The organism is Thalassotalea euphylliae (genome assembly GCF_042682785.1).
Taxonomy (GTDB): Bacteria; Pseudomonadota; Gammaproteobacteria; order Enterobacterales; family Alteromonadaceae; genus Thalassotalea_F; species Thalassotalea_F euphylliae.
The window spans coordinates 1-18,487 of the sequence record NZ_JBHUIB010000012.1 but is presented as its reverse complement, the minus strand read 5'-3'; the positions used below and the strand labels follow the sequence as shown (position 1 = coordinate 18,487).

Here is an 18,487-nt window from a genome sequence, read left to right as displayed (position 1 = left end):
ATTCCTCTTAATTAATCTTTAGCTAGTACTATTACTTAGTACGACGACGTACGATGAACTTGTCAGTACGCTTGTTCTTACGAGTCTTGTAACCCTTAGTAGGTACACCCCAAGGTGATACTGGGTGACGACCACCTGAAGTACGACCTTCACCACCACCGTGCGGGTGATCAACCGGGTTCATCGCCACACCACGAACGGTAGGACGAACACCACGCCAGCGCGAAGCACCAGCTTTACCAAGAGAACGTAACATGTGTTCTGCGTTACCGATTTCACCTAAAGTTGCACGACATTCTGCTTCAACTTTACGCATTTCGCCTGAACGAAGACGTAGAGTTACGTAAGCACCGTCTTTTGCAACTAGTTGTGCGTAAGTACCTGCAGCACGCGCGATTTGAGCACCTTTACCAGGCTTCAATTCGATAGCGTGAATCACACTACCTAGAGGCATGTTGCGAAGTGGCATAGCGTTACCAGTTTTGATTGGCGCGTCTGCACCAGACTGGATTGCATCACCAGCTTTTAAGCCTTTAGGAGCAAGGATGTAACGACGTTCACCGTCTGCGTATAGTACTAGTGCGATGTTTGCACTACGGTTTGGATCATATTCCAAACGCTCAACTTTCGCTGGGATACCGTCTTTAACACGTTTAAAGTCGATTACACGGTAATGGTGCTTGTGACCACCACCAACGTGACGAACTGTGATACGACCAGTATTGTTACGACCACCAGACTTAGAGTTTTTCTCTAATAATGGAGCGTAAGGCTTACCTTTGTATAAGTCCGGGTTAACCACTTTAACGACGTGGCGACGACCCGGAGAAGTTGGTTTACATTTAACAACAGCCATTTGTACTTCTCCTATGCTTCTGCGCCAACGAAGTCGATGTCACTACCTTCAGCAAGAGTAACGTACGCTTTTTTCCAGTCGCTACGACGACCAAAACGAGCACCTGTACGCTTTGTTTTACCCTTAACGTTAAGAGTGCGAACACCATCAACTTTAACTTCAAATAGTTGTTCAACAGCAGCTTTGATTTCTGCTTTAGTAGCAGTAGTAGCTACTTTGAAAACTACTGTATTATTTGCTTCTGCAGCAACAGTTGCTTTTTCAGAAATGTTTGGTGCTAAAAGCACTTTTAACAAACGTTCTTCGCTTATCATGCTAACATCTCCTCAATTTGCTTAACTGCACCAGCAGTCATTAATACTTTCTCGAAACCAACTAAAGAAACTGGGTCGATACCCTGTACGTCACGTACGTCAACTTTGTATAAGTTGCGAGCAGATAGGAATAAGTTCTCATCTACTTCAGGAGTAACGATTAATACGTCTTTAAGTTCTAAACCTTTAAGCTTAGCAACTAACTCTTTAGTTTTTGGTGTTTCAACTGCAAAATCGTTAACCACAACTAAGCGTTCTTGACGAACTAACTCAGAAAGGATGCTTTGGATAGCACCACGGTACATTTTACGGTTAACTTTTTGGCTGTGGTCTTGAGGACGTGCAGCGAAAGTTACGCCACCAGTTCTCCAGATTGGACCACGAGTTGTACCAGCACGTGCACGGCCAGTACCTTTTTGACGCCATGGCTTTTTACCACCGCCGCTTACTTCAGAACGGTTCTTTTGCTTAACAGTACCTTGACGAGCACCTGCTGCGTAAGCAACAACTACTTGGTGTACTAAAGCTTCGTTGAACTCACGACCGAACGTTGCTTCTGAAACTTCAACAGCGCCTGACGCGTCTTTTAATGCTAATTCCATCAAAATTCTCCTCAGACGTTAAGCTTTAACAGCTGGCTTGATGATTACGTCAGCGTTTACGTGACCCGGAACTGCACCTTTAATAAGAAGCAAGTTACGTTCAGCATCTACGCGAACTAACTCAAGGTTCTGTGTAGTAGTCTTCACAGCACCCATGTGGCCAGACATTTTTTTGCCTTTAAATACGCGACCTGGAGTTTGACATTGACCGATTGAACCGTTTGAACGGTGAGACAATGAGTTACCATGTGACATATCTTGAGTACGGAAATTCCAACGCTTGATACCGCCTTGGAAACCTTTACCTTTTGATGTGCCAGTCACGTCTACTAATTTAGTTTCGTTGAATAGCTCAACAGTGATTTCGCTACCTGTTTCTAAATCAGCACCTTCGCCGTCATTTAAACGGAATTCCCATAAACCACGGCCAGCTTCGATGCCAGCTTTAGCGAAGTGACCCGCTAATGGTTTATTTACGCGGTTAGCTTTCTTAGTACCTGTAGTTACTTGAACTGCTGAATAACCATCGTTGTCTACAGTTTTAACCTGAGCAACACGGTTAGCTTCAACTTCTAGGACTGTTACAGGAGTAGAAACGCCATCTTCAGAGAAGATACGAGTCATACCAACCTTACGTCCAACTAGACCTATAGTCATGTTAAAACCCCCTATTAACCCAAGCTAATTTGAACGTCGACACCAGCTGCTAAGTCTAAACGCATTAGTGCGTCAACAGTCTTTTCAGTTGGTTCTACGATATCAATTAAACGCTTGTGTGTACGAATTTCGTACTGGTCACGCGCATCTTTGTTAACGTGTGGAGAAATCAAAACAGTGAAACGTTCTTTGCGCGTTGGAAGTGGAATTGGACCACGAACCTGAGCACCAGTACGCTTAGCAGTGTCAACGATTTCTGCTGTAGATTGATCAATCAAACGATGATCAAACGCTTTCAAACGAATGCGAATTCTTTGATTTGACATTTATCAAATCCCCTAATAAAAGAACGAACAAAATACGACCCATCACCTTTATTTTTGATAAAGGGGGGTGTATCGATTAAATCATTCGACTCCAAATCGGAATCGCTGTAGTCGTGAAAAGCCGTAGCTTTTCGCGAAACAAACACGAGAGCACAGCTCTACGTGGAGCGCGTATTATACGCCCATTGGTCAAAAGTGCAACAGTTTATTTGCAATGAATTCCTGCCAATCTGTCAAGGCTATCCATATTACGACAATCTCTTCCACTTCTTTTGCAAACCGCTGATTCTTAACTATATTTGACTGAAAGTACGGATATTCAAGCGTGGCATTAAGCCAAAAACAAAAGGGTAGGAAATGAGTCAAACGCTAGACACCATAAAACAGCTACAAGAACATATTGGTAAATCGGTGATCGGTCAACAACACATGGTCGAAACCTTGCTAATCGCCCTGCTCACTAACGGTAATGTACTACTTGAAGGCTTACCCGGCACAGCGAAAACGCGATCAATCAAATCACTTTCCAAAGCATTATCCGTTGACTTAGGTCGTGTACAGTTCACGCCAGACTTACTTCCTTCTGATGTCACCGGCACCGAAGTCTATCAAGACGTCGATGGCAAACCGACGTTAACCTTCCAGCCAGGTCCCGTATTTAACAACTTACTGCTGGCTGACGAGATCAACCGTTCACCCGCGAAAGTTCAAGCAGCGTTATTAGAGGCAATGGAAGAAAGGCAAATTACCGTTGCCGGTAAAACGCACAAACTACCTGAGTTATTTATGGTGTTAGCGACACAAAACCCGGTAGAGCAAGAAGGAACATACCCTTTACCTGAAGCGCAAATGGACCGCTTCATCATGAAAATTAATTTGGACTACCCAGATGGACCATCGGAAAAGGAAATCATCAAATTAGTGCGTGGTGAAGAAAAACCAACTGCAGAGACATTCGAGCCAATCGACCCACAGTGCATTTTTGATGCGCGAAATGAAGTAAGAGACATTCACTGTAGTGAGTCGGTGCTTGATTACATGGTTGCCATTATCATTGCCACTCGCGAACCAGAAAAATATACAGACTCGCCATTAGCGACTTGGATTCGTGTTGGCTCTAGCCCACGTGCAAGCCTCGCACTTGATAAAAGTGCACGCGCGATGGCTTGGCTCAACGGTAAAGACTTTGTCGATCCGGATGATGTACGCCAAGTGGTGCATGCGGTATTGAGACACAGACTCATGCTAAGTTACGACGCACTTGCCGAGGGCGTAACACCGGACCAAGTCATCGATGAGATTCTGAAACAAGTCGCAGTCGCTTAATAAGCGATACTCTTAAGAAGCGATACTTAAGCGATACAATAGAGGCTTTATTGATGGTGGTTCCTTCAACAAAAAACTCACAAGCATTAGACGAGTTCGACGCTGATATCTACACCAGTTTAGATACACTTACCCGTATGCAGTTTAAAGCGCATGGCTTTTCCTTTAATCCAAAGCAACCTATCAACAGTATTCTCGCCGGCAAAAACGTTTCCAAACTGCGAGGCCGAGGGCTTAATTTTGAAGAGATGCGTCAATATCAGCTGGGTGATGACATCCGTACCATGGATTGGAAAGTCACCATGCGTACGGGTAAGCCACACGTCAAAGTGTATACCGAAGAGCGCGAGCGAAATGTGCTATTACTTGTCGACCAACGACAATCTATGTTCTTCGGTAGCCAAGGAAAAACGAAATCAGTGATCGCCGCGGAGATCGCAGCACTTGCTGCATGGCGAACACTTCAAGCGACAGATCGCGTCGGTGGCATCATATATAGTAGTGAGAATAGCGTCACAATCTCCCCAAAACGCAGTAAGCACCATGTATTACAATTTCTCGCCGAAGTGTGCAGACAAAATCGCGCATTAAGCAGCGGTATTCCCAATACTAACGCCATCCTATCGCTAGAGAATATGTTTGAACAAACGTTAAGAATTGTTGGCCATGACAGTTTGGTTATTTTCATTAGTGACGGTATGGGATGGAACGATAAATGCGCAGAGCTCGTCAAAACCATTAGTCAGCACAACGACATTATTTGCTGCCATGTGACCGACCCATTAGAGCATCAGCTTGCTGGCATGAAGCAAATGGTAGTGAGTGATGGTGATATGCAAATAGAAGTGTCCTCTGACCAAACACAACTTCAACAAGCTTTTCAACAAGACGTTGTTCAGGCTATCGATAACTTTAGAGTCGCAGCTCGCAAATACCGGATTCCATTGCTGCCGTTTAACACGTTAGAACCGAGCGAAACACAACTTAGAAAAGCGCTTGGGTTGGTGGTTGCATAATGACTAGATCACAAGTGAATGACGCGCTGACACCTAAAAACGGAAACCCTTTACTAGAAGGCTTCGATGAAATATCACGTCCAGCTGATATTAGTTGGTGGCCAGAAACATTAGGGTGGCAAATACTATTCTTTTTTCTTTTACTGTTAATTCTGCATCGCGTCTATCTGCTATTTAAGCATTACATGGATAATGCCTATCGCCGTTGGGCAGATGAGCAGCTGAAGCAGTTGAATCAAAGCACAGATGATATTCAAAAGCTTCCTGTTCTACTGAAAAAAACAGCGATCTATGCCTACGCACGAGAAAACGTTGCCGACCTTACAGGAAAACAGTGGGAAGCATGGCTTGATAAAGAGTGCGCTAGCACCACATTTTCTCAAGCTCCTCTGTCGGGATTACTAAGTCACTTATCCTACAGCCAGTCTCCTGACGTTTCCGCGGAGCAATTTGAGCAGCTCAAGCAACAAACAAGTATATGGATAAAACATCACAAGGGGGCACGATGATCGAGCTCGCCCACCCTTGGTTACTTTGTTTTATCGCTTTACCTTTATTCGTCTATTGGCTCTTCCCTACTTACAAAGAGCAGAAAGACTCGATACAAGTGCCCTACTTCCAACGACTCGCTTCCCTTTCTGGCGAAGAACCGAAACAAGGCGCGGTAAAGTTAAATCGCAGAATACTACAACGCGCACTACTGCTTATCGGCTGGATTGCTTTAGTCGTCGCCGTCGCTAAGCCCGAGTGGGTCGGCGAGCCAGTTGAACAGAAAAAATCTGCTAGAGAAGTTATGTTTGCGCTCGATTTATCAGGCTCGATGTCTGAAGAAGACTTTACGGATGAAGATGGCAACAAAGTCAATCGACTCGTTGCGGCTAAGAAGGTACTGAATGAATTTGCGAGTAGGCGCCAGCATGACCGACTGGGGCTGATATTGTTTGCTGACGCCCCCTATTTGCAAGCCCCTTTTACCGAAGACGTGGGTACCTGGCAACAACTGCTCAACCAAACGCAGTTGGGCTATGCCGGTTTTAAAACGACATTTGGTGATGCCATCGGCTTAGCCGTTAATATTTTCAAACAAGACAGCAAAAAACAGCGCGTACTTATCTTACTCACAGATGGTGAAGATACCGGCTCTATGATGCCACCTATCAAAGCGGCGGAAATCGCAGCCAAAAACAACATCAAAATTTATACAATTGCCGTTGGTGACCCAAGCAGCGACGGTGACTATAAAATGGATATTCCGACATTAGAAAAAGTGGCAAGTATAACGGGCGGGCGAAACTTCCAAGCACTAAATAAAGAAGAACTCAGCCAAGCTTATGATGCTATCGATGAACTTGAGCAAGAGTTGTATGAAACCTTGTCTTATCGCCCTAGAACGAGTCTGCATTATTGGGCATTTGGGCTTTATTTTGTCGCTAATCTATTAATTGCCATCATTTTCTTATTCGCAAGACTATTCAGCCAGAATAAAGCGCCGTTAGTAGATGAAAAACAAAATGTTCCATCTACAAGTAATGATGAGGTGAAACATGCCTGATTTCACCCTCAATCTAATTGATGCACTTGCACTTCACCAGCTTGCCAATTTTCACTTTTTGCGTCCATGGTGGTTGCTCGCCATTATCCCTATGTACTTATTTATGCGATATGTCGTAACTAGTGAAGACTCACTGTCCCAATGGCAGCCACACATGTCAGAGAAAATGATCTATCACATGGCAATCAAAGAGCAGCAAAAAAGACGCGTCACCCCGACCAAGCTTTTTATGTGGTTCGCAGCTATCTCTACGTTGGTTATGGCAGGCCCAACATGGCAGCAACAACCAACGCCATTTTTCACCGACGAATCAGTGCTGATTATCGGTCTAGATGTATCGGACACTATGAATACATCTGATGTGCAGCCCTCTAGACTCTTGCGCGCAAAACAGAAAATCAATGAGCTATTGGAAAAACGTGGCGATGCAAAAACTGCCTTAATAGCCTTTGCTGGCTCTGCCCATATTGCGATGCCCATCACCCAAGATAAAGAAATGATCCGACACTTTCTCGATGTACTCGATAGCAGCTTAATGCCCGCGTCAGGGAAATTACCGCAGTCCGTATTACCGCCAGCGGAAGATTTATTAGGGCAAGTAAAAGCGCCATCAACGCTTCTTTTGTTGACTGACCAAACGAACCAACTAGCCATTACTGGTGCAAATAATCTCTTGTCTGAAACACCGCATCAATTGGTTGTATGGGCAATTGGAGAGAACCCAGATAGCGGGCTAGCAAGCAGCACAGGTATTAGTACAAACGATTTAAGCTTACTTGAAGAGCTTGCCAGTGCAGGTAACGGGAGTATGGTGCCATTTACCCATAATTCTGATGATGTTGACGATATTATCCGCTCACTCAACAACACCCTACAGAATGTTGATGACAATTCCCTTCCTTGGTTTGACGCAGGCTATTGGTTGCTGTTTCTACTCATTCCTATACAAGCACTATGGTTTAGAAAAGGGTGGACGTTGCAATGGTAACCCGTACACACAACAATCCAGCTGAAAGTAACCCTAGTCTTTTCTTAACCGTTAAGAACAGTATTAAGCAATACAAAGCGCGTTGGCTTATCGCCAGCCTAGTGATTTTAGCCACATTAATGGTCAGCAACCCGCAGGGTTTTATCAACCTATGGTTGACTCGCGATCAACAAGCCATGCTAATGGTTGAGCGCCAAGAATTTGGGAAGGCTGCACTCACCTTCTCCGATCAACATTGGATTGCCTACAGTTATTATGCCAACGGTGAATTCTTGCAAGCAGCCACTATATTTGCCCAGCTGACGGGAGAAGAAGCTTTGTTTGGTGAGGCCAATGCGTTAGCACATGCGGGCAATATCAATTTAGCAATAAAACGTTATGAAGAACTGCTCGCTGAGGGCCCACAAGAAAACACTAATAATGCGCTTCGCGAACAGGCACAAGCAAACTTAGCCATATTGACAGAACTTGCGAAGAAGCAAGTAAAAACCAAAGCGAAAGACGGCTGCGGCCCACCACCTGATGATGCAATACAAATGAGCGAAGAAGAACTCGCGCAGATAAAAAAGAATAGCCCGAAAAACCAAGCTAACCTGTCTGGCGAAATGTGGTTGCAACAAGTACAGCAAAACCCGAGCAAATTTTTGAAGAAGAAGTTTAAGCAGGAGTATACCGATGCTAATCGTTAACACACTCCGCAAGCTAGTCACACACTTAGCGCTGATATTCTTACTGACGATTCTGCCAGGCCTTAACGCATTGGCATCAATGCCAGAAGATTCTTCTGCCACTTCAACTGCGTCATCTTCGTCCCCATCAACCACATTAACCATTGTTCAGCTAGTCCAAAGCGGTGACCTCAGCATATCAATGACTATTGAAGATCAAGAGAATATCGTGCCCCGCCAGCAAGCCATTCTCAATATTGAGGTGACGAGCAGTTTCGATTTTGCGGGTAATACCGAGATCGACTTTTTTGATATTGAAAATGCAGTGGTCGGTAAACCATACGCTAAAACCGGCTTTAACACCGAAACTATCGACGGCAAAGAATGGTATAAACAAACGAAAAAAGTGCCTATTTACCCCTTAGAGGCAGGTGATTATCTAACAGATCCAATTACCGCTAAAGTACAAATCAATATCGATAACAATACCGTAACGGGTAAATTATCGACGCAACCATTTAGTTTCAAAATAAACCAGGCCGAACAACTAAAAGGTGTAAGAGACTACATTGCGAGCTCAAATTTAGAAGTTATCCGAGAAGCCAAAGAAAAAATAGAAGGTGAGCTCACTATTGGCAGTGCAGTAACGCTTAAACGAGAGCTGCACGGTGATAATTTACATGCGGTCATGCTACCTGATCTTGAAGCCATATCGTTTGACGGTGCTCAAGTTTATGATAAGCCAGCAAATAAGACTGATCGCTACGACGTGATGAGTGATATCAATATTGCCCATTTGACATCAGAAGTGACCATTATTTTTCAACAAGAAGGGAATTTTACGTTGCCCGCTACCGAAATATATTGGTGGGATACAACGAATCAAAAGCTCAATACTGTTGCTCTACCAAAACTAAGCTTTCAAGTAGGTGAGTCAACAAAGATAATTACCGCCAATGCGCCAGCAAAGCAGTCCGAGCAAACCTATAACGAATCCAACGCACAGAGAACCCATTGGTGGGTTATACCTGTTGCCCTCGCCTTTATTGTATTTTTATATGCAATTGGTCGTGTAATAAAGCGGAATAAGCAGCTGCTTGTTGCACGTTACACGCAAAAAACGCATTTTAAAAAGCGTGTTGCTCGATACCTCTCAGCTATTGAACAGAAAGACTATACCTCGGCAGTTGCGAGTCTTTACCTGCTTGCTGACATCAAACATGAAAATAAAAAAGCACTGTCGTCACTTGTGACAGAAGCTAAGGCTATTGAGATTCTAGAGTCTTTGTTTCGTTTAGCGTTTGACAACCACAGCGCCCATGGAGACATTTCGACCCAACAGGCTAAGATGCTGCTGCAAGTCATTGTCGATAAAAAGACAAAGACGCATTTTTTCTCGCCCATGAGCTTTGATTTAAAGTTGAATTAGGGAATCGCCTAAAGCAAAAAAGGAAGGCATTAGCCTTCCTTCTTCTAGAATGAGACTAATTAAATCTACTTTGCTTTAACGAACGGTAGTAAACGATAACCATCATTTTTCACACGATCTGATGGCATATAGTGACGAATGCCTAAGTTAAATACACCACTCGCATTTTTGGTGGGGATATTATTGATTGCCTTATCACCACAGCCAAAACTTATCGTATAGGTGCCATCTGGGTTTGGTTTAGCCGTATTTGAACTCAGATTTGCCAAGTCATTAAACATAAAACCTTTTTTGTCATAAACCGTAATTGACCAGAATGCATTGTTTTTAGGGTCTTCAAAGGTCGCTTGATGACACATATCTGCTGGATAGTTACCAGACACTTCATACACATTGTCCGCTAGCTGTGCCCCGCCCCAACCGATTGCTGCGCCTACCGCATACTTCTCTTGGGTATACAACTCTTTGGAGGCGTCTTTTGGATCGGTAAACATGCCGTATAAGGCTTCAGCGCCGTCACGCTTTAAGATTTTGAGCATTTGCGTTTTCAAATCCATTTCCACTTTTTCAAAAGACGCTTTATCGAATTGCCCCGATTGATATTTGTTATCTGATTTAGCCACAATCTTCATTTGGTCTTGGATTTTTGAAGCTTCCTCTTGTGTGAACGTTGAGTCTAGGCGAACAACAACATAGACGTGCGTGCCGATATGGGTTGTTAGGTCGAATTTTCCAGAGCCATAACGCATCGCTTGAATGCGATGATCTTCCGTCACCGGCTGAATCGACATGTACTTACCTTTCGGGATGTCAGGCATTTCAATGTATGCCCCTTTAGACACATCGATAATAGCAAATGAATAATATGTATCACGGTTCATACGAACAACAGGTTGATTATCCGTTGGTGTAAGCTCCCGTTTGTGTAGAAACTTATTCACGCCCGCCAAGTCTTGATTCTTGAGAAACTGTCGTGCTGATTCAGCCGCCGCATAATTCTCAGCAGTGACCACTGCACCACCCTTAGCAAAGAATTCCTTTTCCGTTGAAATCATTTCGCCAGCCAACACAGTACTTGCTATGAAACTCATGCCAATTGCAGAGGCTAATACTAACTTTTTCATATCCAACTCCTTGCTATCAATCATCTTCACATTTATTTCTTGTGATTAATTTTCATCCAACCAAAACTATTAATCAAATGACTTAAAATCAATTTTGTTATGCATAGTAAGCATATCTCGCTAGTTCGTTTTATCGGTCTCTTTGTGTTTCATCACCACAATAAAACCTATCAGCGCAATACCCCATATGACCCCTTTTAGAATGACAGAGTTAATGTCTTCGTGCGGGTGATCTGGTCGAAATGTCGCATCGCGTAAATACGCTTCAAGATGTGCGAAGAAGGGAACAAACATACCGCCAGCAGTATACGCCCAAGCGCCCACCATAAATTTATATGCATGCTGCGACCCTTTAGACCAAAGCACTGCCGCGAGAATCAGCAACACACCACAAAAATAGTCTTCAAACATAGTCGTCGCGTTGATAGACAAGTAGCTAATACCACGTCGCAGCGTTTCACCCAGTATAAAAACCGCCGCCATAAAATAGGTCAAGTAGTGGACTACCTTCATAAATAACCTCGATAAAAATATTTATTAAACGAAAAAGGAAAGCCCAACGGGCTTTCCTTTGAGTGCTGATTAGCGGTGCTAGCTACATCGCTTTGACGAAAGGTAGAATGCGATAACCTTCGTTTTTCACACGGTCTGAGGGGATGTAATGACGGAAGGCCATATTGAACATGCCGGTGTCATTACCTTCCATAGTAGGGATGTTGTTTACTGCGTCTTTTCCGCAACCAAAGCTAACGGTATACGTACCATCCGCATTAGGTTTAGCGGTATTAGAACTTACATTGGCCAAATCGTTAAACATGAAGCCTTTCTTGTCATAAACAGTGACTGACCAAAACGCTTTGTTCTTAGGGTCTTCAAACGTAGCTTGGTGGCATTTGTCTGCAGGGTAATTACCTGAAACTTCATAAACATTATCGACGAGTTGAGCACCACCCCAACCGATTGCGGCACCTACCGCATACTTTTCTTTGGTGAACAGTTCTTTTGAGCCATCGGTAGGTGCAGTGAACATACCGTAAGTTGCTTCTGGGCCTTGTGATTTCAATATGCCAGGCATTTTCGCTTTTAAGCTGTTCTCAACCTTTTCAAAAGAGGCTTTATCGACCTGTACAGAAGTAAACAAATTGTCCGATTTAGCGGTAATTTTCATTTTATCTTGTATCGCATTGGCTTCTTCTTGCGTATACGTTGCATCTAAACGCACTAGCGCATAGACATGGTCGCCAATATGTGTATTTAAGTCATGATTTCCTGCGCCGTAGACCATAGGTTGAACGCGGTGATCTAGGGTGACCACTTCAAGCGACATATATTTACCTTTGTCAATTTCAGGTAGAGTCACGTAAGCGCCCTTGGATACATCAACCACAGAGAATGAGTAATAGGTATCACGATTCATTCTAACCACAGGTTGTTGGTCAGTTGGTGTTAGTTGTCGTTTATGGTCAAATGTATTCACCCCAACTTTGTCTTGTATCTTTACCAGTTGGCGAGAGGTTTCATGGGTTGGATAGTTATCTGTAGTAACCTTGACACCTTTATCGGAGAAAAAGGTTTTTAAACTTGAGACCATTTCATCAGCGAATGTTGGGCCTGCCAATAAACTGAGGCCTATCGCTGTTGAGAACACTACTTTCTTCATCACTTCATCCTTCGAATAAAAACTATAAATAAAACAATATGTTTTCGCGCACACTTCTAGTTAAGTTCAAGATCTTTGAGATTACAAATGACGCACTGATATTTATTTTGTAATCCAATAAAAGGAAAACGACATAATTATCCACTTAGATCTCAATGGGTATGGCGACAGTTATTCAGCCATTGCTTTTGTAATAAGCTACTTTTTGACATAAGAAGTCGTTGAAAGATCAAAAGTAAAGAAATTACTGATTCTGCAATGAATGCCTAAATTGGTCGAAACCAGCACCAACAGCGCTTGAAATATTATTACTTAGTGAAAATCTGCCGTTTACTATGTTTGTTTGCATTAAGTTCTGGTATACTCGCGCGGTTTTTAATCACTAACCCCTAATTGATTTCAAATTAGGTACAAGCAGAGCAAGAAAATGGCAGATTTATCGAAATACAGAAATATTGGTATTTTCGCTCACGTTGACGCGGGTAAAACCACTACAACTGAACGAATTTTGAAACTTACAGGTATGATCCACAAGATCGGTGAAGTTCACGATGGTGAATCTACTACTGACTTCATGGAGCAAGAAGCTGAGCGTGGTATTACTATCCAGTCTGCTGCTGTAACGTGTGAGTGGAAAAAGCACCGTTTCAACGTAATCGACACCCCGGGTCACGTTGACTTCACAGTAGAAGTTTACCGTTCTCTTAAAGTTCTTGATGGTGGTATCGGTGTATTCTGTGGTTCTGGTGGTGTTGAGCCACAATCAGAAACTAACTGGCGCTACGCTAACGAATCGAAAGTTGCTCGTCTAATCTTCGTAAACAAGTTAGACCGTTTAGGTGCAAACTTCTTCCGCGTTAAAGATCAAGTACAAAAAGTACTTGGCGCTAACCCACTTGTTATGACTTTACCAATCGGTGAAGAAGATAACTTCGTTGGTGTTGTAGACGTACTATCTCAAAAAGCTTACGTATGGGATGATTCAGGTCAGCCAGAAAACTACGAAGTTCAAGACATTCCTGCAGACATGGTTGAGCAAGCTGCTGAATACCGTGAAATGCTTATCGAAACTGCTTTAGAAGCAGACGAAGATATGCTTATGGAATACCTTGAGGGTGAATTAGACCCAACAGAAGAGCAAATCAAAGCATGTATCCGTAAAGGTACTAACGAACTATTGTTCTTCCCTACATACTGTGGTTCTGCATTCAAGAACAAAGGTATGCAACTTCTTCTTGACGCTGTTGTTGACTACTTACCGTCTCCAACTGAAGTACCACCTCAGCCATTAACTGATGAAGAAGGTGAGCCTACTGGTAAATTCGCTTTAGTTGATGCTGAAGAGCCGTTCCGTGCATTAGCATTCAAAATTATGGATGACCGTTTCGGTGCACTTACGTTCGTACGTATCTACTCTGGTCGTCTTAAGAAAGGTGACACTGTTCTTAACTCATTCACAGGTAAGACAGAGCGTATCGGCCGTATGGTAGAGATGCAAGCTGAAGACCGTACTGAGCTTACAGAAGCTCAAGCGGGTGACATCTTAGCTATCGTTGGTATGAAGAACGTACAAACTGGTCACACGTTATGTGATGTTAAAGACCCTTGTACACTTGAAGCAATGGTATTCCCTGAGCCAGTAATCTCTATCGCTGTTTCTCCAAAAGAGAAAGGTGGCGCTGAGAAGATGGGTATCGCTATCGGTAAGATGGTTGCAGAAGATCCAACGTTCCAAGTTGAAACTGACGAAGATTCAGGTGAAACCATCCTTAAAGGTATGGGTGAACTTCACTTAGACATCAAAGTTGACATCCTTAAGCGTACTTACGGTGTTGAGCTAGAAGTTGGTAAGCCACAAGTAGCATACCGTGAAACTATCACGCAAGAGATTGAAGATTCTTACACGCATAAGAAGCAATCTGGTGGTTCTGGTCAGTTCGGTAAGATTGACTACCGCATCAAGCCAGGCGAGCCAAACACAGGCTTCAAGTTCACATCAACAGTTGTTGGTGGTAACGTTCCTAAAGAATTCTTCCCAGCAATCGAAAAAGGTTTCGCTGGTATGATGGAACAAGGTCCAGTTGCTGGCTTCCCAGTACTTGACGTTGAAGTTGAACTATTCGACGGTGGTTTCCACGCGGTTGACTCATCAGCAGTAGCGTTCGAAATCGCAGCGAAAGGCGCATTCCGTCAATCAATGCCTAAAGCTGGTGCTCAATTACTAGAGCCAGTAATGAAGGTTGACGTGTTCACTCCAGAAGATCACGTTGGTGACGTAATCGGTGACCTTAACCGTCGTCGTGGTATGATCAAAGACCAAGAAGCTGGTAACACAGGCGTTCGCATCAAAGCTGACGTACCATTATCAGAGATGTTTGGTTACATTGGTCACTTACGTACAATCACTTCAGGTCGTGGTCAATTCTCAATGGAATTCAGCCACTACTCTGCAGCACCACAAAACGTTGCTGAAGAAGTTATCGCTGAAGTTAAAGCACGTAACGAAGCTAAGTAATTTAGTTTCTGACAATGCTTTTAAAAAGGTCGCGTAAGCGGCCTTTTTTATGTCTGAAGCTTTTATCGATGGGCAACATAGGAATTCAGCCAGTTTACCCAGATCCAGCAGCACCACAAAACGTTGCTGAAGAAGTTATCGCTGAAGTTAAAGCAGTTACATAATAAATAAAAGGAAGCTAAGTAATTTAGTTTCTGACAATGCTTTTAAAAAGGTCGCGTAAGCGGCCTTTTTTATGTCTGAAGCTTTATCGATAGGTAACATAGGGATTCATCCAGCTTACCCAGATCTATACCGAACTTACCGACCCTATTGATATTCTAACCTACTGCACTCAAAGCAAAAAAAGACTAATAGCTATTGAGCGAGATCATCAATAACGCGTTTAAGGATGGCATTCTTGAACTGAGTTGCTAGAGTTATAAATACACAACTTACCTTTCATTTTCTGCATGTTACCGTTAAACAATATTCCGAAGCTGAAACAATTAGAAATTATTGGCCGCATCCCATTTTTCAAATCGTTCACGCTTGAACAAAGAGACCTGCTGCTGCAAAAAAGCAAGATCTACCAGTGTAAAGCCTATCAACTTGTGCAATCAGAAGTTGATCATAATAGTCACCTCTACATCGTGCTCTCTGGAGAAATAGAGATATTGAGACACAACAACGATGCACGACTTGGTGTTATACAAGCGGGTGAATTTATCGGTGAAGGTAGTTTTATCAATCGTCGCCCCAAAAGTGCAACGGCTAGAGCGCTTAGCGACGCCATAGTGCTTTGCATGGACCAAGATACCCTTAGGGGCTTGCCGTTGGCACTAAGGGACAAGTTTAAAGACTCGGTTATTGCGGGTATGGCAGAGAGAATTGTTTATCTCAGTGATCAAATTCAAGAACTGCAAGCGTCGCCCTAATAATGACTAAACAAGTAGCTTATTGCGCCTTACTAATATTTGCGTTAATCCCGTCAGCAATTGCCAGTGCTAAAGAAAGGCTGCTATTAACAACACATAATTTAGCACCCTATGGCAGCTTTCCTAAGGATTCACCAATAAAAGCAATAGCAGATGATAGCTTTAATGGATATGCGGTTGAGGCAGCGCGCTGTGCACTTGAGAATATCAATTGGCAATTTGAGATACGTGTAGTGCCATGGAAGCGGGCACAAAAAGAAGTAGAGATAGGCAAAGCACATGGGTTTTTCGCCGCATCTCAAAGCGATTTTAGAGATAGCTATGCAACAATGACAACAACATTAGCAGACCAACAATGGACCTGGTACTACAAGCAAGATAGCTCAATTCCACCAAATCATCCTGAGTTTAAAGCCGACGCTTTGGTTGGCTCATTCGCTGGCGCAAATATGCAGGCATGGTTGGAGTCAGAGGGATTTAACGCGTCTTTTTCAGCCATCGACTCAGCAACATTATTAGACGCACTTTTAGTTGAACGGATTGATGCCATATTGGCCAACAACTATGTAATGGATAAAATTCTCAAAGAGCGTTCGCTGCGACTAGGAAAGCAAATCCAACAAGACAAACCGTTAGGCATTTATTTTAGAAATTCGTTTTTAAAAAAATACCCTAGTTTTCTACCACAACTCAATGCGGCTATTGATATCTGTCGCAGCTCTGACTAAAACATCTCACTACGTATCTAAGTGTGATAAACCAGACTCAGTTATAGTCACTTGATTAACATCACTTCCTTTTACAACAACGCGACAATTTCGAGCCCCTATAGGCAATGTAAAGCCATTAGTTTGTCCTAATTCTTTCACTAAATTGACGCAGCGTAGCTGAATAGCATAGCTGTCGTCATTGTTACTACTTACGTCAACTGTGGTTCTCGACAACTTATGGTAGATAGGCGCTTTGCCATTGTATGTCTTTTTAAGTTCAGGGTATTTATTCAGCTCTGTATCAATGGCTGTCATATACTCTTCGTAGACTTCTTTAGTCAATGAAATACCTTTAATACTCCTAAAAGTGTTTACAACTGACTTTGCTAATCGAAAATCTTTTTGATGCAGTGCGACTTCAAACATATTTTTGATTGCGTAATAAGCATATTGTTCGGGTAAATACTGTCTCAGTACCCAAGCTTGAAATGCCGATTCATTATAATTAGCCCAGTCCTCGACAAGTGCGAAATAACGGGCACTTACCCATGCATAATGCGCTTGTTCATCTAAGTTTTTAACACGTGTTTTTAATTGCGACTGTGCATCTTTGGCTGTACTTGTATTTTTGTTTTTTATCGCGTGATTTAACGCGTCATACGCTTTACTAAAGCCTACAGAGACTCCTTCGTTAGTGCTACCTAAGAGTTTCTTTCCTAACTTCCAATGCTGTCTTTGTTCAACTTTTATGGGTACACCTGCATTCATAGCAGGCTGATAGCGGAGTTTAGAAAAATATTGCTTTGCTAACCCTGAAATATCACGAAAAGGTCCCTGATTGACCATGATGATATCCTGAGGTACACCCTTTTCATCAATGATATAACTCAGGTAGATATGTGATTCCAGGCGAGATTTTGACTCGTCTGTTAGGTACTTTTCGTTTAAATTTTCAGAAAATTTTGGCGATTGGAATTGGTCAGCGTTCGACCATAACGGAAAAGCGAGTAGTAACGCGATGTAGATTTTTTTCATTACTTCATCCATGAATAAAATTAAGGTTCGTACTATAGCAAACAGGGCAACAAGATAAAGGAAATTAGCAACAGCAAGACTTAATGGGTAAAAGAATATTGAATTAAAAAGTTGAGGATATGTCCGTCACAGAAACAGGTTTATTTAGGACACAAAAAAGGCCGCAAATGCGACCTTTTTCGTTGTTTGTATTCTAGAATCTATCGATATTATTCGATGATTTTAGATACAACACCAGCACCTACTGTGCGGCCACCTTCACGGATAGCGAAGCGTAAACCTTCGTCCATCGCGATTGGGTTGATTAGCTCAACAACAAACTTCAAGTTGTCGCCTGGCATTACCATTTCTACACCTTCTGGAAGCTCTACTGCACCAGTGATGTCAGTTGTACGGAAGTAGAACTGTGGACGGTAGCCTTTGAAGAATGGCGTGTGACGACCACCTTCATCTTTTGTTAGTACGTATACTTCTGATTCGAACTTAGTGTGTGGGTTGATTGAACCAGGCTTACATAGTACTTGACCACGTTGTACTTCTTCACGCTTAGTACCACGTAAAAGAACACCACAGTTCTCACCAGCACGACCTTCGTCTAGAAGCTTACGGAACATTTCAACACCAGTACATGTAGTTGAAGTAGTTTCTTTGATACCTACGATTTCAACTTCGTCACCTACTGTGATGATACCGCGCTCTACACGACCAGTAACAACAGTACCACGACCTTGGATTGAGAATACGTCTTCAATCGGAAGGATGAAGTCACCGTCAATCGCACGCTCTGGCTCT

At 42.9% G+C, this 18,487-nt stretch carries 20 protein-coding genes; 10 read left to right on the top strand and 10 right to left on the bottom strand.

Translation table 11 applies throughout. The annotated features are described in order from the left end of the window. Positions 1–31 precede the first annotated feature (31 nt). From rplB to rpsJ, 5 genes are read right to left on the bottom strand one after another with little or no spacing between them, the layout of a single operon-like run. Positions 32–856, bottom strand: a complete 825-nt coding sequence (rplB, locus tag ACFSJY_RS14555; RefSeq protein ID WP_386035700.1) for a 50S ribosomal protein L2 — start codon at positions 854–856, stop codon at positions 32–34. 11 nt (positions 857–867) lie between these two features. Continuing rightward, on the bottom strand, positions 868–1,170 hold the full coding sequence (rplW, locus tag ACFSJY_RS14550; RefSeq protein ID WP_386035697.1) for a 50S ribosomal protein L23: 303 nt from the start codon (positions 1,168–1,170) through the stop codon (positions 868–870). Continuing rightward, entirely contained in the window at positions 1,167–1,772 is a 606-nt protein-coding gene (rplD, locus tag ACFSJY_RS14545) for a 50S ribosomal protein L4 (RefSeq protein WP_386035694.1), read from the bottom strand. The genes rplW and rplD overlap by 4 nt, the downstream gene beginning before the upstream one ends. A gap of 18 nt (positions 1,773–1,790) precedes the next feature. After that, entirely contained in the window at positions 1,791–2,429 is a 639-nt protein-coding gene (gene rplC, locus ACFSJY_RS14540) for a 50S ribosomal protein L3 (protein ID WP_386035692.1), read from the bottom strand. Positions 2,430–2,443: 14 nt separating this feature from the next. Further along, positions 2,444–2,755, bottom strand: coding sequence for a 30S ribosomal protein S10 (rpsJ, locus tag ACFSJY_RS14535; RefSeq protein WP_115998799.1), 312 nt, complete (start codon positions 2,753–2,755; stop codon positions 2,444–2,446). A 357-nt stretch (positions 2,756–3,112) separates the two neighbouring features. On the opposite strand from rpsJ, the gene ACFSJY_RS14530 reads away from it, so the two are divergent. The 7 genes from ACFSJY_RS14530 to ACFSJY_RS14500 are packed head-to-tail and all read left to right on the top strand — an operon-like array spanning position 3,113 to position 9,734. Beyond that, entirely contained in the window at positions 3,113–4,081 is a 969-nt protein-coding gene (locus tag ACFSJY_RS14530) for an AAA family ATPase (RefSeq protein WP_386035688.1), read from the top strand. Between the two features lie 53 nt (positions 4,082–4,134). Continuing rightward, positions 4,135–5,097, top strand: coding sequence for a DUF58 domain-containing protein (locus tag ACFSJY_RS14525; RefSeq protein ID WP_386035685.1), 963 nt, complete (start codon positions 4,135–4,137; stop codon positions 5,095–5,097). Next, positions 5,097–5,606, top strand: coding sequence for a DUF4381 domain-containing protein (locus tag ACFSJY_RS14520; RefSeq protein ID WP_386035682.1), 510 nt, complete (start codon positions 5,097–5,099; stop codon positions 5,604–5,606). Before ACFSJY_RS14525 ends, ACFSJY_RS14520 begins: the two co-directional genes overlap by 1 nt. Next, positions 5,603–6,649, top strand: coding sequence for a vWA domain-containing protein (locus tag ACFSJY_RS14515; RefSeq protein WP_386035679.1), 1,047 nt, complete (start codon positions 5,603–5,605; stop codon positions 6,647–6,649). The genes ACFSJY_RS14520 and ACFSJY_RS14515 overlap by 4 nt, the downstream gene beginning before the upstream one ends. Beyond that, positions 6,642–7,637: a vWA domain-containing protein gene (locus tag ACFSJY_RS14510; protein WP_386035676.1), complete on the top strand. Its 996-nt coding sequence runs from the start codon at positions 6,642–6,644 to the stop codon at positions 7,635–7,637. Before ACFSJY_RS14515 ends, ACFSJY_RS14510 begins: the two co-directional genes overlap by 8 nt. After that, the gene (locus ACFSJY_RS14505; protein WP_386035673.1) at positions 7,631–8,326 is read left to right on the top strand and encodes a hypothetical protein; all 696 of its coding nucleotides are present in this window, start codon (positions 7,631–7,633) and stop codon (positions 8,324–8,326) included. Before ACFSJY_RS14510 ends, ACFSJY_RS14505 begins: the two co-directional genes overlap by 7 nt. After that, a complete protein-coding gene (locus ACFSJY_RS14500) occupies positions 8,313–9,734 on the top strand; it encodes a hypothetical protein (protein WP_386035670.1) in 1,422 nt (473 codons plus the stop codon). Before ACFSJY_RS14505 ends, ACFSJY_RS14500 begins: the two co-directional genes overlap by 14 nt. Before the next feature lie 65 nt (positions 9,735–9,799). On the opposite strand, the gene ACFSJY_RS14495 is transcribed toward ACFSJY_RS14500, so the two are convergent. The 3 genes from ACFSJY_RS14495 to ACFSJY_RS14485 all read right to left on the bottom strand — a co-directional run bounded on the left by ACFSJY_RS14495 (position 9,800) and on the right by ACFSJY_RS14485 (position 12,518). Next, positions 9,800–10,858 carry a DUF1254 domain-containing protein gene (locus ACFSJY_RS14495; protein WP_386035667.1) on the bottom strand — a complete coding sequence of 353 codons (1,059 nt, stop codon included), beginning with the start codon at positions 10,856–10,858 and terminating at the stop codon, positions 9,800–9,802. Between the two features lie 120 nt (positions 10,859–10,978). Then, positions 10,979–11,371, bottom strand: coding sequence for a hypothetical protein (locus tag ACFSJY_RS14490; protein ID WP_386035664.1), 393 nt, complete (start codon positions 11,369–11,371; stop codon positions 10,979–10,981). A gap of 82 nt (positions 11,372–11,453) precedes the next feature. Next, positions 11,454–12,518: a DUF1254 domain-containing protein gene (locus ACFSJY_RS14485; protein WP_386035661.1), complete on the bottom strand. Its 1,065-nt coding sequence runs from the start codon at positions 12,516–12,518 to the stop codon at positions 11,454–11,456. A gap of 427 nt (positions 12,519–12,945) precedes the next feature. On the opposite strand from ACFSJY_RS14485, the gene fusA reads away from it, so the two are divergent. The 3 genes from fusA (at position 12,946) to ACFSJY_RS14470 (ending at position 16,678) form a co-directional block, all read left to right on the top strand. Next, positions 12,946–15,033, top strand: coding sequence for an elongation factor G (gene fusA, locus ACFSJY_RS14480; protein ID WP_386035658.1), 2,088 nt, complete (start codon positions 12,946–12,948; stop codon positions 15,031–15,033). A 452-nt stretch (positions 15,034–15,485) separates the two neighbouring features. After that, the gene (locus tag ACFSJY_RS14475) at positions 15,486–15,950 is read left to right on the top strand and encodes a Crp/Fnr family transcriptional regulator (protein WP_386035655.1); all 465 of its coding nucleotides are present in this window, start codon (positions 15,486–15,488) and stop codon (positions 15,948–15,950) included. Positions 15,951–15,952: 2 nt separating this feature from the next. Beyond that, positions 15,953–16,678 carry a substrate-binding periplasmic protein gene (locus ACFSJY_RS14470; protein WP_386035652.1) on the top strand — a complete coding sequence of 242 codons (726 nt, stop codon included), beginning with the start codon at positions 15,953–15,955 and terminating at the stop codon, positions 16,676–16,678. 9 nt (positions 16,679–16,687) lie between these two features. Here ACFSJY_RS14470 and ACFSJY_RS14465 read toward each other — a convergent pair whose 3' ends face one another. Both ACFSJY_RS14465 and ACFSJY_RS14460 read right to left on the bottom strand, forming a co-directional pair. Next, positions 16,688–17,695 carry an energy transducer TonB gene (locus tag ACFSJY_RS14465; RefSeq protein WP_386035649.1) on the bottom strand — a complete coding sequence of 336 codons (1,008 nt, stop codon included), beginning with the start codon at positions 17,693–17,695 and terminating at the stop codon, positions 16,688–16,690. Between the two features lie 209 nt (positions 17,696–17,904). Continuing rightward, the coding region (locus ACFSJY_RS14460; protein WP_386035197.1) for an EF-Tu C-terminal domain-related protein at positions 17,905–18,487 on the bottom strand (583 nt) is incomplete at its 5' end.